14 protein-coding genes are annotated in these 14,965 nt (G+C 71.0%); 8 read left to right on the top strand and 6 right to left on the bottom strand.

The genetic code is table 11. The annotated features are described in order from the left end of the window. Together BJ969_RS24345 and BJ969_RS24340 are read right to left on the bottom strand one after the other, a co-directional pair. Positions 1-801: a DeoR/GlpR family DNA-binding transcription regulator gene (locus tag BJ969_RS24345; protein WP_343071582.1), complete on the bottom strand. Its 801-nt coding sequence runs from the start codon at positions 799-801 to the stop codon at positions 1-3. A 70-nt stretch (positions 802-871) separates the two neighbouring features. Beyond that, on the bottom strand, positions 872-1,324 hold the full coding sequence (locus BJ969_RS24340) for a gamma-glutamylcyclotransferase (RefSeq protein ID WP_184482475.1): 453 nt from the start codon (positions 1,322-1,324) through the stop codon (positions 872-874). Positions 1,325-1,498: 174 nt separating this feature from the next. Between BJ969_RS24340 and BJ969_RS24335 the strand changes: the two genes are divergently transcribed. The 6 genes from BJ969_RS24335 to BJ969_RS24310 all read left to right on the top strand — a co-directional run bounded on the left by BJ969_RS24335 (position 1,499) and on the right by BJ969_RS24310 (position 7,239). Further along, complete coding sequence (locus BJ969_RS24335) at positions 1,499-2,902, top strand: NAD(P)H-quinone dehydrogenase (protein ID WP_184482472.1); 1,404 nt, start codon at positions 1,499-1,501, stop codon at positions 2,900-2,902. A 73-nt stretch (positions 2,903-2,975) separates the two neighbouring features. After that, positions 2,976-3,359 (top strand): thiol-disulfide oxidoreductase DCC family protein, encoded by a 384-nt coding sequence (locus tag BJ969_RS24330; RefSeq protein ID WP_184482469.1) that lies wholly within the window; start codon positions 2,976-2,978, stop codon positions 3,357-3,359. 286 nt (positions 3,360-3,645) lie between these two features. Continuing rightward, on the top strand, positions 3,646-4,668 hold the full coding sequence (locus tag BJ969_RS24325) for a tetratricopeptide repeat protein (RefSeq protein ID WP_184482466.1): 1,023 nt from the start codon (positions 3,646-3,648) through the stop codon (positions 4,666-4,668). A gap of 320 nt (positions 4,669-4,988) precedes the next feature. Continuing rightward, a complete protein-coding gene (locus BJ969_RS24320; protein ID WP_246458444.1) occupies positions 4,989-6,128 on the top strand; it encodes a macrolide family glycosyltransferase in 1,140 nt (379 codons plus the stop codon). 319 nt (positions 6,129-6,447) lie between these two features. After that, complete coding sequence (locus tag BJ969_RS24315) at positions 6,448-7,008, top strand: GNAT family N-acetyltransferase (protein WP_184482460.1); 561 nt, start codon at positions 6,448-6,450, stop codon at positions 7,006-7,008. Positions 7,009-7,074: 66 nt separating this feature from the next. Further along, a complete protein-coding gene (locus tag BJ969_RS24310) occupies positions 7,075-7,239 on the top strand; it encodes a hypothetical protein (protein ID WP_184482456.1) in 165 nt (54 codons plus the stop codon). A 110-nt stretch (positions 7,240-7,349) separates the two neighbouring features. On the opposite strand, the gene glpK is transcribed toward BJ969_RS24310, so the two are convergent. Next, on the bottom strand, positions 7,350-8,849 hold the full coding sequence (gene glpK / locus BJ969_RS24305; RefSeq protein WP_184482453.1) for a glycerol kinase GlpK: 1,500 nt from the start codon (positions 8,847-8,849) through the stop codon (positions 7,350-7,352). 178 nt (positions 8,850-9,027) lie between these two features. After that, a complete protein-coding gene (locus tag BJ969_RS24300) occupies positions 9,028-9,771 on the bottom strand; it encodes an MIP/aquaporin family protein (RefSeq protein ID WP_184482450.1) in 744 nt (247 codons plus the stop codon). Positions 9,772-10,189: 418 nt separating this feature from the next. On the opposite strand from BJ969_RS24300, the gene BJ969_RS24295 reads away from it, so the two are divergent. After that, entirely contained in the window at positions 10,190-11,071 is an 882-nt protein-coding gene (locus BJ969_RS24295; protein WP_184482447.1) for a DeoR/GlpR family DNA-binding transcription regulator, read from the top strand. 184 nt (positions 11,072-11,255) lie between these two features. Next, positions 11,256-12,917, top strand: a complete 1,662-nt coding sequence (gene glpD, locus BJ969_RS24290; protein WP_221316805.1) for a glycerol-3-phosphate dehydrogenase — start codon at positions 11,256-11,258, stop codon at positions 12,915-12,917. A 380-nt stretch (positions 12,918-13,297) separates the two neighbouring features. Here the strand turns inward: glpD and BJ969_RS24285 are convergent, their stop codons facing one another. After that, positions 13,298-14,104, bottom strand: a complete 807-nt coding sequence (locus BJ969_RS24285) for an ESX secretion-associated protein EspG (RefSeq protein ID WP_184482441.1) — start codon at positions 14,102-14,104, stop codon at positions 13,298-13,300. After that, positions 14,101-14,964, bottom strand: coding sequence for a PPE domain-containing protein (locus tag BJ969_RS24280; RefSeq protein ID WP_184482439.1), 864 nt, complete (start codon positions 14,962-14,964; stop codon positions 14,101-14,103). Before BJ969_RS24280 ends, BJ969_RS24285 begins: the two co-directional genes overlap by 4 nt. Position 14,965 lies beyond the last annotated feature (1 nt).

The raw sequence follows: 14,965 nt of genomic DNA, 5'->3' as shown, positions 1-14,965 counted from the left end.
TCAGGCCTCGGCTATCTCCACGGCCACGCCGCGACCGCGCAGGCCTTCGACCACCGCGGGCGGGGTGTCGGCGTCCACGATGACCAGGTCGAAATCGGTCAGCGGCGCCAGTTCGTGCACGGCTCGGCGTTCGAACTTGGAGTGGTCGGCCAGCAGGACGCGGGTGGCTGCGGTGCGCATCAGGGCCCGCTTCACCTGCACCGTCTCCTGCGACCGGTGCAGGCAGTGCCCGTCGACCACGGCGGTCGTCGACAGCAGCAGCACGTCGGAGCGCAAGGTGTCCGCCATGTCGGCGGCGTGCAGGCCGAGGAACGCGTCGAAGCCCGGGTGGTAATCGCCGCCCAGGCCGATCACGTGCAGCCCGTCCTGCCCGCTGAGCAGGTTGATCACCGGCAGGAAGTTGGTGACGACGGTCAGCGGAGCCGCCGGGGCGAGCAGTTCGGCGACCGCCAGCCCGCTGGTGCTGTCGTCGATCGCGACCACTTGGCCGGAGGTGATGTGGCGCAGCGCGTGGCGGGCGATCCGGGCCTTCGCGTCCGCGGCGTCGGAGCGTCGCGCGCCCACCGACCTCGCCAGCAGCGAACCCGGCGTGGAGGTGGCGCCGCCGCGGATCTTGCGCAGCCAGCCCTGGCGTTCCAGCAGGTCCAGGTCGCGGTGGATGGTCATCCCGCTGACGCCGTGCTCCTCGACGAGCTGTTCGATGCGCACGTGGCCGTGGGCGAGCACGTCCTGCCGGATCTGCTCGCGCCGCTGCTGTTGGGAGACCGTCCCGTCGACCTGGGCCACACCCACCTCACCCACGACGTGTGCCGTCGGTGTGATTATCACACGCGGGATGTGGCGACCGGATCGCTCGACGGCGGCGAGCCGATCACGGTCCGATGTTGCCGCAGGGCCGAGTGCGCAGCTTCGCCACGTAGTCCTCGGGTGCGCCCGCCGCTTCCGCGGCGTCGGCCATCACCCCCAGGTAGCGGGCCGAGGGCAACCCGCCCTCGTAGGCGTCGAGCACGTACAGCCAGGCGAGCACCGGGCCGTCGAGGGTCTGCACGCGAAGCCGCAGCTTCTTGTGCATCCGCAGCTCGGAGCCCTCCCAACGGTCGAGCTGGCGTTCGTCCTCGGGGCTGACGTCATACAGCACGGTGAAGACCTGCTCGCCGGGGTGCTCGACGATCGTCGCCAGCGCACCTTCCCAGCCGTAGTCCTCACCACCGAAGGTCAGCCGCCAGTCCATCAGCCAGCCCGTTCCCGCCAAGGGGGAGTGCGGGGCTCGCTCTGTCATCTGGGCCGGGTCCATGTTGGACCCGTACGCGGCGTACAGCGGCACGCCCCACAGGGTAGCGATCGATACGCCCGATGTCGGAGTGGACCGCGTCACCGTCGACGGCGAGTCGTGATCGGAACGCGACGAACCGGTGGGTACCGCCCGAATCGTCGGCGACGCCTGCGACATAGGGTGGCTGCGGCGCCCACAAGGCTCGGATTTCTGGAGGAACGCGAAGTGACCCGCATCGTGATCATGGGAGGTGGGCCGGCCGGTTACGAGGCGGCCCTCGTCGCCGCGCAGAACGGCGCCGACGTCACGCTGGTCGAACCGGACGGGCTCGGTGGCGCGTGCGTGCTCTACGACTGCGTCCCGTCCAAGACGTTCATCGCCTCCGCGGGTGCGCGTTCCTCCGCGCGTGACGTGAGCGAGCTGGGCATCCGCACCAGTCCCGAATCCGTCGCTGTCGACGTCGCCGTGGTGCACGGCCGGGTCAAGGGGCTCGCACTGGCGCAGTCCGCGGACATCCGGGCTCGGGTCCGCCGGGAAGGCGTCAAGATCATCGCTGGTCGGGCCCGGTTCACCGACCGTGAACACGGCATGGCCCAGCACCACATCGGCGTCGAGCGGGCCGACGGCGGCTCCGAGGAGCTGATCGGCGACGTGGTGCTGATCGCCACCGGCGCCACTCCGCGCGTTCTGCCGGGCGCGGTGCCCGACGGCGAGCGGATCTTGAGCTGGCGGCAGCTCTACGACCTGCCGGAGCTGCCCGAGCACCTCGCGGTGATCGGCTCCGGGGTGACCGGCGTGGAATTCGCCTCCGCGTACACCGAGATGGGCGTCAAGGTCACGATGATCTCCAGCCGGGACCGCGTGCTGCCGCACGAGGACGCCGACGCGGCCGGAGTGCTCGAAGAGGTCTTCGCCGAGCGCGGCACCGAGGTGGTCAAGCACGCTCGCGCCGAGCGCGTCGAACGCACCGACAAGGGCGTGGTCGTGCACCTCGCCGACGGCAGGCAGGTGGAGGCCAGTCACGCCCTGATGACGGTCGGATCGGTGCCCAACACCGAGGACATCGGCCTCGAACGGCTCGGCCTGGAGACCGACCGCGGCGGCTACGTCAAGGTCGACCGGGTGTCCCGCACGAAGGTGCCCGGCGTGTACGCGGCCGGGGACTGCACCGGCCTGCTGCTGCTGGCCTCCGTCGCCGCCATGCAGGGGCGCATCGCGATGTGGCACGCGCTGGGCGAAGGCGTCAGCCCGATCAAGCTGAAGACGGTCGCCGGCAACGTGTTCACCCACCCCGAGATCGCCACGGTCGGCATCAGCCAGCAGGCGATCGACTGCGGTGACGTGCCCGCGCGGATCGTGACGCTGCCGCTGGCGACGAACCCGCGGGCCAAGATGGAAGGGCTGCGCCGAGGCTTCCTCAAGGTCTTCTGCCGACCGCAGACCGGTGTGGTCATCGGTGGCGTCGTCGTCTCCCCGAACGCCAGCGAACTGGTGCTGCCGATCGCGCTGGCCGTGCAGAACCAGGTCACGGTGGAGAACCTGGCCAACACGTTCTCGGTGTACCCGTCGTTGTCGGGCTCGCTGACCGAGGCCGGGCGCCAGCTGATGCGCCACGACGACCTCGACTGACCCCGCTCGTGCCCGCCGCGGGATCGACGGGCGTCCCCGGAACGGGGACGCTGGAGCGCGGGAGGCGTGGAACATGGCGACACCGGTCCTGATCTACGACGGCGACTGCGGGTTCTGCACCCGCAGCGTGCGGCTCGCCGAGAAGTTGCCGCTGCGAGCGCGCATCGTCGCGTGGCAGGAGGCCGACCTGGCCGCCCTGGGCACCACCGAGCAGCGCGCCCGGCACGAAGTGCTCTGGGTGGGCGAACGCGGTCGCGTGCGCGGTGGCGCGGACGCGGTCGCCGCGCTGCTCCGGCACTGCGGCCTCCCGTGGTCGGTGCCGGGAACGCTGCTGTCGCTGCCGGTGCTGCGTTCGCTCGCCGCGTTCGCGTACCGGTGGATCGCCGCGAACCGCTACCGGCTGCCGGGGTCCACACCGGCGTGCGCGCTGCCCGCCGATCAGCGGCCGGGTGCCTGACCAGGCGTGCTCCGCCAGGGGCGGGCGTCCGCCTCGGCCACGAACGATCGAGGGGTCGGCGCACTCGGGCCGAAAGTATGAGAACGATCCGCGTCCACGGCCTATCGATCGACTTCAACCGCGCCACTTCGGCCGATCCGCACGGCCCGTGCCCGCACCTAGATTCATTCGTGCAAGGGGTGCGGAGGGACGCGGGTGGCCACTGCCACGAGGCATCAGCGGTGGCCACCCGTATCGGTGACGACAACGCCGGGCATCGGCGATCAGGCAAGTGAGGCGGACTCGAATGAACGGCAACAAGGCGTTCGCACCGGAATACCAGGGCGCGCTGCAGGACATGTCCGTGAACACGGCTTACGAGGACGTCCTCGGACAGGCGCGAATCCGGGAGCAGTGGGCGTCCGAGCAGGGCACGGCCCTCGACGTCGCGCAGGCGAAGCTGGCCGTCGCCGAATCCTGCCGCAGGCTGGGGCACCTCGAAGAGGCCGAGCTCGCCTGGAAGGCCAGTTACCGCGCGGCCCGCACCGCCGGCGACACCGCCGCGCGGGCGTGGGCGCTGTGGAGCGGGGGCACGCTGGCGCGCCAGCGGGGAGAGCTGAACCTGGCGCTGCGCTGGCTCAGCCAGGGGCGGGACCTGGCCGCGGCGGCGGGGGACATCGTCGCCTACGGCTACACCTTCGCCGGTGTCGCCGAGACGGTGCGAATCCAGGGCGATTTCGAGCAGGCGCGCGGATTGCACGAGCACGTGCTCACCGAGGCGCGCAAGCGGGAGGAATCCCGGCACATCGTGTGGGCGCTGGAAGGACTCGCCCAGATCGAGCGCAACACCGGGGACCTCGACTCGGCGGCCCAGCGGTTCGAGGAAGCCGCGCACGTCGCGGCGAACTCCGGTGACGACCGCGGCCACGCGTGGGCGCTGCGCGGGCAGGCGGACGTGCTGTCGCTGCGCGGTGAGCACGAGCAGGCGCTGGAGCTGCTGACGAGCGCCGAAGGGACCTGCCGCCGGATGGACCTCTCCAGCGCGCTGGCCTACAACCGCAAGATGCGCGGCAACGTGCACTTCCGGGCCGGCCGGTACGGCGACGCCGCCCGCACCTACCGGGACGCGCACGGGAAGTTCCGAGCCATCCGGGAACCGCGCGGCATGGCGCTGGCCCAGCTGGGGCTGCTCAAGAGCCTCGACAAGCTGGGACGACCGGCGGAAGCCACCATGGCCGACCTGGTCGCGCTGCGCGACGAGGTCAACGGCAACGAGCTGTGGCAGACCCGCCGCATGGTCGAGGACGCCATCGCCGAGCGCACCGCCTGAACCGGTCACCGCTGGTCGGCGCAGCGGCGAAAATGACGCGACGGCCCCGGTGCGGCCCGGTTACGGTTCCGGCATGTTCTGGCACCAGTTCTACCTCTGATCTCCGCCCACCTGCGGAAGAACGTCACCCGTGACGTGCCCGCGCGAGTTCGCCGCCTGCGGCTGAACCGCGCCGCGCGCCGCCCGCTTTCCGGGGCCGGTTCGACGCGCAGGTGCTCGCCGACATTCCGAGCTCGTCCCCGCGCGCGGGGACGGCTTCCCGAATCGTGGAGTGGATCAGAATGGATCACGTGCCGAACGAGCGTGCGCACATCGCCTTCATGGCGGTGCCCGCGCACGGCCACATCAACCCGGGCCTGGGGCTGGTCGCCGAGCTGACCGCTCGCGGCCACCGCGTCACCTACGCCGTGACCGAGGACTTCGTGCCGCAGGTGGCCGAAGTCGGAGCCACGCCGGTCCGCTACGAGTCGACGCTGCCCTCCGCGGCCACCCAAGAGCAGTGGCCGGACGAGCAGGCCGCCGCCGTGCTGCTGTTCGTCGAAGAGATGATCGCGGTGCGGGCGCAGCTCGCCACCGCCTACGACCAGGACCGGCCGGACCTGATCGTCTACGACATCGGCGCACTGCAAGCGCCGGTGCTCGCGCACCAGTGGGGCGTCCCGGCGATCTGCCTGTCCTCGACGCACGTGCGGTTCGAAGGGATCGAAGAGGTCTTCGGTTCGCAGGACACCCCGGAGCTCAAAGCGGTCCACGCCCGCGCCGACGAGTTCTTCGCCGCGCAGGGCGTGCCGATGACGTTCGCGACGATGGATCCCGAGCGCTGCGTCGTCGCGATTCCGCGCTCGTTCCAGTACAACGGCGATTCGGTCGCCGACGAGTACACGTTCGTCGGGCCGATGCTGACCGAGCGTTCCTCCCAAGGCGCATGGGAACCGTCCGACGAGCGGCCGGTGCTGCTGATCTCGATGGGCTCCGCCTACACCGATCAGCTGGAGCTCTACCGCTCCTGCCTGGCCGCTTTCGGCGGTCTCGACTGGCAGGTGGTGCTCACCATCGGCAAGGTCGTCGACCCGGCGGAATTGGGGGAGATTCCCGCGAACGTCGAGGTGCACCGGTGGGTGCCGCAGCTCAACGTGCTGTCGCACGCGGACGTGTTCATCACCCACGCCGGCATGGGCGGGTCGATGGAAGGCCTGTACTCCGGCGTGCCGATGATCGCGATTCCGCAGGCCGCGGACCAGTTCGCGAACGCCGAGCGGATCGAGCAGCTCGGCATCGGGGTGCGGTTGCCGAAGGAGCAGGCGACCCCGGAGGCGCTGCGTGCGGCGCTGGACCAGGTGTGCGACGACCCGGAGCTGCTCGCCAGGTCCCGGGCCATCCGGCAGGAGATCCAGGAAGCCGGTGGTGCCCGCACGGCAGCCGACGTCGTCGAGCAGGTTCTTTCGGAATGGCCTGCGTAGGTGGTCGTTCAGCGGAACCTCAGCGGTTTCCTCGCTGCGCCCCTGGCCGGTGTGGCAGTTTTTTCCCGAGTGGCTCCGCCACGAGGGAAAAAGCCGTCCTCGCGAGGAAACCGCTGAGAACCCGCGGGTGGTCCGGCTGCGTGCGTGGTCGCTGCTCAGCGGCTTCGCCGCTGACAGGACGAGGATCAAAGATCGGCCCCTACGCGGTGTGGTGAGGGGCGGTCGGTTCTCGCCGGTCGTCCCGCCGGACGGAGCCGGCCGGGGCGGGCGTGGGAAAACCGGTACCGCTCGGGGGCGGAGTGCAGCAGACTCCTGCGGCATGGAGCCGCACGAGAAACTGCACCACGATGGAGTGGATCTGCGCCGGTGGCGGCTGGAGGACGCCGGTGTCGTCCTGCGGCTCGTGACGGAGTCGCTGGAGCACCTGGGGCCGTGGTTGCCGTGGGCGAAGCCCGGCTACGGGATGAAGGAGGCCGCCGACTTCGTCGGCAAGAACGACCGCGACTGGGCGCAGCGCACGGCCTTCAACTACGCGGTGCTCGGCCCGGACCAGCAGGTGATCGGGGCGGCCGGCCTGATGAGCCGGATCGGGCCCGGCGGTTTGGAGATCGGCTACTGGCTGCACCGGGACTTCGAGGGGCGCGGCATCATGCGCCGGGCGGTGATCGCGCTGATCGACGAGGGCTTCCGGCTGGGCGCGGACCGCTTGGAGATCTGGCACGACGAGGCGAACGCGCGCAGCGGGGCGATCCCGAAGTCCCTGGGATTCATCGAGGTCGACCGGTGTCCCGTTCCGGAGGACCAGCTCGCACCGGCGGGCTCCGGCACCCACCTGGTGTGGCGGCTGACCGCGTCCGGCCTGCCGAGGCGGCCGGAGTAACGAGTCGGCCGACTTCGGCGACCTTGGTAGCGGGCCGGCACGGTGCCGGCGGGCTGAGGGGGACGCATGCCGAAGGTGTCGGTGTCCTGGGCGGTCGCGGTGGCCGCGCTGATCGGGGTCGTGCTGGTCGTGATGTCCAGCGGTGAACCGAACGAGCCGCGCCGCATCGAAGTGACCGGCGAGCCGATGACGGTCACGACCGACATGACCTGGCCGCAGCCGAGGGGATGAGGCGGCTCCCCGGTGCGGAGGGCGCCCGCGCACCGAGGAGCCGCGAGCCGGCGGGCACTCGGCCCGCCGGCGGTCGGTGCAACCTCGAATCCCGTCTTCGAGGCCGGTCCTCAGGCCCAGTCGAAGGTCTTCGTGACGGCCTTCTGCCACTGGGCGTACTCGTGGGCGCGGCGCTCTTCCGGCATCACCGGGTCCCACTGCTTGTCCTTCGCCCAGTTGGACCGGATGTCGTCCTCCCCGGCCCAGAACCCGACGGCGAGCCCGGCGGCGTAGGCGGCGCCGAGCGCGGTGGTCTCGCTGACCGTCGGGCGGATCACGGGGACGCCGAGGATGTCGGCCTGGAACTGCATGAGCAGCTCGTTGCCGACCATGCCGCCGTCGACCTTGAGCGACTTCAGCGGCACCCCGGAGTCGGCGTTCATGGCCTCGATGACCTCGCGGGTCTGGAACGCCGTGGACTCCAGCACCGCGCGGGCCAGGTGACCGCGGTTGACGAACCGGGTGAGCCCGACGATGGCGCCGCGCGCGTCGGAACGCCAGTGCGGGGCGAACAGGCCGGAGAACGCGGGCACGAAGTAAGCGCCGCCGTTGTCCTCGACGCTGCGCGCGATCTGCTCGATCTCGGGCGCGGTGCCGATCAGCCCGAGGTTGTCCCGCAGCCACTGCACCAGCGACCCGGTGACCGCGATGGAGCCCTCCAGGCAGTACACGGTGTCGTTCGAGCCGATCTTGTAGCCGACCGTGGTGAGCAGCCCGTTGTTGCTCAGCACCGGCTCGGTTCCGGTGTTGAGCAGCAGGAAGTTACCGGTGCCGTAGGTGTTCTTGGCTTCACCGGGCGACAGGCAGGCCTGCCCGAACGTCGCGGCCTGCTGGTCGCCGAGGATCCCGGCGATGGGCAGCCCGCCGAACACGCCGCGCTCGCGGAAGTGCCCGTAGACCTCCGACGACGACCGGATCTCCGGCAGCATCGAGGTCGGCACGCCGATCTCGCGGCAGATGTCCTCGTCCCACTCCAGCTTCTCCAGGTCCATCAGCAGGGTCCGGGAGGCGTTGGTGGGGTCGGTGACGTGCAGGCCGCCGTCGGGGCCACCGGTGCTGTTCCACAGCACCCAGGTGTCCATGTTGCCGAACAGCAGCTCGCCCTTCTCGGCGCGGGCGCGCACCCCGTCGACGTTGTCCAGGATCCAGCGGATCTTGGTGCCGGAGAAGTACGGCGACAGCGTCAGGCCGGTCTTGGCGTGGAAGCGGTTCTGCCCGCCTTCGTCGGCGAGCTCACCGACGATGGTGTCGGTGCGGGTGTCCTGCCAGACGATGGCGTTGTAGACGGGCTTGCCGGTGGTCTTGTCCCACACGACGGTCGTCTCGCGCTGGTTGGTGATGCCGACCGCGGCGATCTCGGAGGTCACCAGGTCGGCCTTGGCCAGGGCGCCCGCGCACACCTGGCGGGTGTTGCTCCAGATCTCCTCCGGGTCGTGCTCGACCCAGCCGGCCTTCGGGAAGATCTGCCGGTGTTCGACCTGGTCGACGGCCACCACCCGGCCGCCGTGGTCGAAGATCATGCAGCGGGTGGAGGTGGTGCCCTGGTCGATCGCGGCGACGTAGGAGGCCATGATGTCGTCCTTTTCGATGGATTCCGAGATGTGCGTGGTGGGCCTGGGGTGAGTGTCACCCGCGCAGGCCGGCGGGGCAGCCTTCCGACGCCACCTGCGGTGCGCCGATCGGCCGCCCCGGACCGCGGCGGGCGGCCCCGTTCCGCGCGGCGTGCGCTCGCGCGGAACGGGAGCGCGCTCAGGTCGCGGGCAGCACCAGTGCCAGCGCGCCCGCCAGGACGCCGCCGATGATCGGGCCCGCGACCGGGATCCAGGAGTAGCCCCAGTCCGCGGGGCCCTTGCCGCGGATCGGCACCAGCGCGTAGGCGAGGCGCGGACCGAGGTCGCGGGCCGGGTTGATCGCGTAGCCGGTGGGCCCGCCGAGCGAGGCACCGAGCCCGATCACGATGAACGCGACCGCCGCGTAGCCGAGCGCGTCGTTGCCGAAGCTGAAGGCGCCGTCGTCACCACGCCCGGAACCGGGCGTCTGGATGATCCACAGCACCAGCACGAAGGTGGCGATGATCTCGGTGACCAGGTTCCACGTCGTGTTCCGCACGGTGGGGGCGGTGCTGAAGATCCCGAGGGTGCCCTCGGGATCGTCGTGGGTGTCGAACTGGAGCTTGTAGGCGGCCCAGCACAGCACGCCGCCGAGCGTGCCGCCGATCAGCTGCGCGACGATGTAGACCGGCACCTGGCTCCAGGGCACCTGCCCGTCGACGGCCAGGCCCAGCGTGACGGCCGGGTTGATGTGCGCCCCGGTCGGTTCGGCGATGCTCGCGCCCGCGAACACGGCGAAGCCCCAGCCGAAGTTCACCAGCAGCCAGCCGCCGTTGTTGCCCAGCGCTTTGCGCAAGGTCACGTTGGCGACCACCCCGCAGCCCATCAGGGTCAGCACGGCGGTTCCCATCAATTCCCAGAGGAAGATCTCACCCAGACTCATGTCCCAGGTCCCCTCGTCGCGGCGCCATCGGCGCGGTCGGGTGTGCGTTGATCGTCCGGCGTGCGGGTAGCGCGGGAGGGCGCGTCGCGATCGGTCGGGCGGAGTGGTTCCGGTCGGCCTGGCGAGGGTGCCGGATCACGGGTCGGCGGCGAGTCCCGGTTGCGGGCATGGGCACGTCGACCTCCTCCGTTGGAGCCGCTCCGGCGGCCGGACGCGCCGGAGAACACGGTCACATTAGGCATGTGAAAACAAACATTGCAATAGCTTTGCGATGGTGTTTTTATCGCGATGTACGGTGAAGCCGAAGTCAGCGGCGCTCGTGCCGCGAGGCGCGACGGTCGGGCGCGGGTTCGGCCAGGAGGATGGGCATCCAATGGTGGAAGTCCCCGCAGGGGATACGGCGGTGAGGGGGACGACGATGTCCGCTACGTCCGGTCGACGCCCGTCCGGAAAGCAGCAGGACCGGCGACGCCGGATCACCGAGCTGGTGATGGCCGAGGGCTCGCTGCGCATCGACGACCTGGTCGCGACGGTGGGCGCCAGCGCCATGACCGTGTACCGGGATCTGGCCGATCTGGAATCGCAAGGCCTCGTGCACCGCAACCGCGGCTACGTCTCCGCGGCGTCCTCGCTGCTCTACGAGGCCGCCTCGGAATACCGGATGCAGCAGAACGAGGCGGAGAAGGACGAGCTCGCGGCGGCGGCGGCCGAGCTGATCGAACCGGGCCAGGCCCTGGTGCTCGACGATTCGACCACCGGCGTCTACCTGGCCCGGCGGTTGCCGGAGCGCGCGCCGCTGACCGTGGTGACGAACCATCGAGGGGTGTTCGGTGAACTGGCCGCGCACCAAGGCGTGCACCTGATCTCCATCGGCGGCGACTACCTGCCCTGGGCCGACGCGTTCGTCGGCGGCATGGCGCTGGACGCGCTGCGCGGGCTGCGGGTGGACCTCGCGGTCATGTCCGTCTCGGCGGTCACCGACGGGATCTGCTGCTACCCGCAGCAGGAGATGGTGCAGATCAAGAAGGCGATGCTGGCCGCGGCCAGCCGCCGAGTGCTCTACGTGGACCACACGAAGTTCCGCAGGCGCGCGTTGCACGCGGTCGCGCCCGCGGAGGAGTTCGACATGGTGATCGTCGATTCGGCGACGCCGGACGCCGAGATCGAGGTCCTCGTGCAACGCGGGGCGACGGTCCGGCGGACCGGCGACATCCATGCGGAAACGTCGAAGAAGGACCTGGCCGCAGCAGGTCCGAGCAGCAATGGCGCGGCAGGCGTGCAAGGCGCAGGCCGGGCATGATGACCACCGCGGAACGTGCCGATGGGGCGCGGGTCGGCGGTGATCGCGATTCGAGCGAGGAGGACGCCAGGTGTCCCACGACGAGAAATCATCCGCAACGACCGGTGCCACCGATGCCACCCGCGCCTCGGAAGAGGCCCAGGGCAGGCTCGGTCCGGGCGACCGGGAGCGCAACTGGCGACGGCTGGGGTCGGAGGAGTTCGACGTCGTCGTGATCGGCGGCGGAGTCACCGGCGCCGGCGCCGCGCTGGACGCCGCCACCCGCGGACTGCGAGTCGCCCTCGTGGAGGCGCGCGACCTCGCGGCGGGCACGTCGAGCCGTTCCAGCAAGTTGTTCCACGGCGGCCTGCGCTACCTGGAGCAGCTGGAGTTCTCCCTGGTCCGCGAGGCCCTGCGGGAGCGCGAGCTGATGCTCACGCGCCTCGCCCCGCACCTGGTCAAGCCGGTGCCGTTCCTGTACCCGCTGAGCCACCGGGTGTGGGAACGCCCGTACACCGCGGCCGGGCTGCTGATGTACGACACGATGGGCGGCGCCCGCTCCGTCCCCGGGCAGAAGCACCTGTCGCGGGCCGGTGCGCTGCGCATGGTGCCCGCGCTGAAGCGGGACGCGCTCATCGGCGGCATCCGCTACTACGACGCGCAGTCCGACGACGCCCGCCACACCATGACCGTGGCCCGCACCGCCGCCCGCTACGGCGCGGTCGTGGCGACCTCCACCCAGGTCACCGGGTTCCTCCGGGAAGCCGACCGGGTCGCGGGCGTGCAGCTGCGCGACGTGGAGACCGGTGAGGAGACCGAGGTCCGCGCGCAAACCGTGATCAACGCGACCGGCGTGTGGACCGACGAGCTGCAGCGCCTGTCCGGCAGCCGCGGCCGGTTCCGGGTGCGGGCCAGCAAGGGCGTGCACATCGTCGTGCCGCGCGACCGCATCGTCTCGGAAGCCGGGATGATCCTGCGCACCGAGAAGTCCGTGCTGTTCGTCGTCCCGTGGGGCGGGCACTGGATCGTCGGCACCACCGACACCGACTGGAACCTGGACCTCGCGCACCCGGCGGCGACCAAGAAGGACATCGACTACATCCTCGAGCACGTCAACACCGTGCTGGCCACGCCGCTCAAGCACGAGGACATCGAAGGCGTGTACGCCGGGCTGCGCCCGCTGCTGGCGGGCGAGAGCGACGAGAGCTCGAAGCTTTCGCGGGAGCACGCGGTGGCCCGCGTCGCCCCGGGCCTGGTGGCGATCGCCGGCGGCAAGTACACGACGTACCGGGTGATGGCGGCCGACGCGGTGGACGCCGTGACTCCGGACCTGTCCGGACGGGTCGCCTCCTCGATCACCGACCAGGTCCCGCTGCTCGGCGCCGACGGCTACCACGCGCTGGTGAACCAGGCCGACCAGATCGCGACCGCGCACGGCGTGCACCCGTACCGCATCCGGCACCTGCTGGACCGCTACGGCTCGCAGGTGCACGAGGTCCTGGCGCCCACGATCGACCGGCCGGAACTGCTCAAGCCCGTCCCGGCCGCGTCCGCCTACCTGCAGGCCGAGGTCGTGTACGCGTGCACCCACGAGGGCGCGCTGCACCTGGAGGACGTGCTGACGCGGCGGACCCGCATCTCCATCGAGTACCCGCACCGCGGCGTCGAGTCGGCGGACGCGGTGGCTCGCCTGATGGCGGAAGTGCTCGGCTGGGACGAGGCGCGCATCGCCCGCGAGGTCGAGGTGTACACCGCGCGCGTCGAAGCGGAGCGGGATTCGCAGACGCAGCCCGACGACGAGGCCGCGGACGCGAAGCGCTCAGCAGCACCAGAAGTCCGAACAGAACTGACCGAACCGATCGCTTAGTCATGTTCTGGGCGGCCTGCGAAGGGGTCGCTCAGCGGAACCTCAGCGGTTTCCTCGCTGCGGGATCTTTTTTCCAAGTGGCTCCGCCACGAGGAAAAAAGCCGTCCTCGCGAGGAAACCGCTGAGAACCGCCGGTGGTCGTTCCAAGCCGGTCACTGCTCAGCGGCTCCGCCGCTGACAGGAAAAGGACCAACGACGTCGCTCACCTGGAGTGGCAAGATCAAAGGCAGCCGTCAGCGGCTTTCTCACTGAGGGCCCAGGCTGGTTACTCAGCGGCTCCGCCGCTGATGGGGCAGGGCAGCTGACGAAGGCCCTTCCTGGCTCATCGGGCGCGCAGCGGACCGTTCGTCCTTCGTGGACGGGCGGTCCGCTGCGTTCGTTCAGCTGAGGTCGGTGAGCAGTTCTTCGACGTGGGCGGTCATGCGGCGGGTATCGGCCGGGGCGATCGTGCTCCAGGAATCGCCGGAGGGGGAGTCGCGGCGCAGCTGCGCGTAGCGGCCGTGCGGGGTGTCGAAGAAGCCGACGACCCGCTGCGCCCGCACCCGGCGGCCCAGCCGGTCACGCGCCGCAGCGCCGAACTGACCGCGCGCTCCCGCTTCGCGGACCATCGACGTCAGCATCTCCGCGTCGTCGCCGCGCACGCCGCGGCGCACCAGTTCGCCTTCCAACGCCTCGGTGTTCCCGCCGGTCCCGGCCGCGGCCTCGTCGAGGTCCGCGCTGCGCACCGTCACCGACCGTCCCGGTCCGGCCGCCAGGACCGGCAGCACCGAGGTCGCCTCCCGCGCCAGTCCCGATGCCGACACCGGCCGCAAGGTCAGCGCGTCCTCGTCCTTGACGACCAGCACCGCGTCCGCGCCGCTGCCGTCCGGCACGCCGGACGCCGCGAGCACCCGGACGCTGCGGTCGAACCAGGTCCGCCCGTCCAGTTCGGAGCGGGGATGGGCGAGCAGCCGCAGCATCCGCTCCAGCGCCGGATCGAGGTCGCGGCGATCGCCGAGCCGCCGCGAACCCAGCGCCCGCCACACCGATTCCGCCAGCTCCGCCCGTTCCGACCAGGTGCGTCCCGGCGACGGAACCCGCAGCACCAGCGGCATCGTGTCCAGTCCCAAGTGCTCGACGAGCACGTCGAACTCCAACGCGGACAACCGGACCGGGCCCGCCCCCGCGAGGGCGGCGCCGTCGATCATCGGTCGAGGTCCCCGCCGATGACCGGGCGGGACAGGGTTTGCGGTTCGTCGAAGAATCCGGTGCCGTCGCCGACCCGCTCGGTCACCGCGCGGTCCACCGAGTCGTCGTCGCGGCGCCGCGTCCGGCCACCGCCCGAACCGGTCGGGTGGGTCCGGCCGCGTTCGGCGCCGCGCCCGCCGCCGCGCCCGGATTGCCTGCGCGAGCCCTGGACGCCGGCGGTGGAACCCGGTGCGGCGCGCGGAGCGGGCACCGGCGTGCCGCCCCAGCTGATCGTGATGCCCGGCTGCTGCCACGCCTTCGGGGCGCCGGGGGAGGAAGCCGGACCGTCGACGACGACCTGCGGCGGCGGCGTGAAGGAGGCCAGCGAGGTCGTGTTCGCCTGGGTGGAGGCCTCGTAGGTCCGCATCACCTCGAACGCGCGCTGCTCGGCGGCGTTCTGCTTCGCCTCCTGGACCTCGTAGTCGGTCTGCCCGCCGAACAGGTGCACCAGACCGGTGATCGCGCTACCGGGGTCCTCGGTGGTCGTCGGCTGCGGCTGCGGCATGTCCGCGCGCGCCTTGCCGACGAACGTGGCCTGCTGCTCGGTGCGGTCCCGCATCAGCTCGGCGGCCTGCTGGGCCTGCAACGCCCAGTCGCCCAGCGGCCGGATCCCGCCGCGCGCGTTCTCGGCGGCGTCGCCCTGCCAGCCCGACATGGCGGAGTTCAGCGCCGCGGCGAGATCGCCGTCGATGTTGCCGAGGGTCCGGGTCAGCTCGCTCCAGCGGCGCACCGAATCCGTCGAACCGTCCGCACCCGGTCCCTGGTGGATCTGCTCGTAGAGCTCTTCGTGGCGGTAGCCCTGCCAGCGATGATCGCTCATC

The organism is Saccharopolyspora gloriosae, from assembly GCF_014203325.1.
Classification (GTDB): domain Bacteria; phylum Actinomycetota; class Actinomycetes; order Mycobacteriales; family Pseudonocardiaceae; genus Saccharopolyspora_C; species Saccharopolyspora_C gloriosae.
The sequence above is the reverse complement of the archived record's forward strand: the minus strand, read 5'-3'. Positions and strand labels throughout refer to the sequence as shown.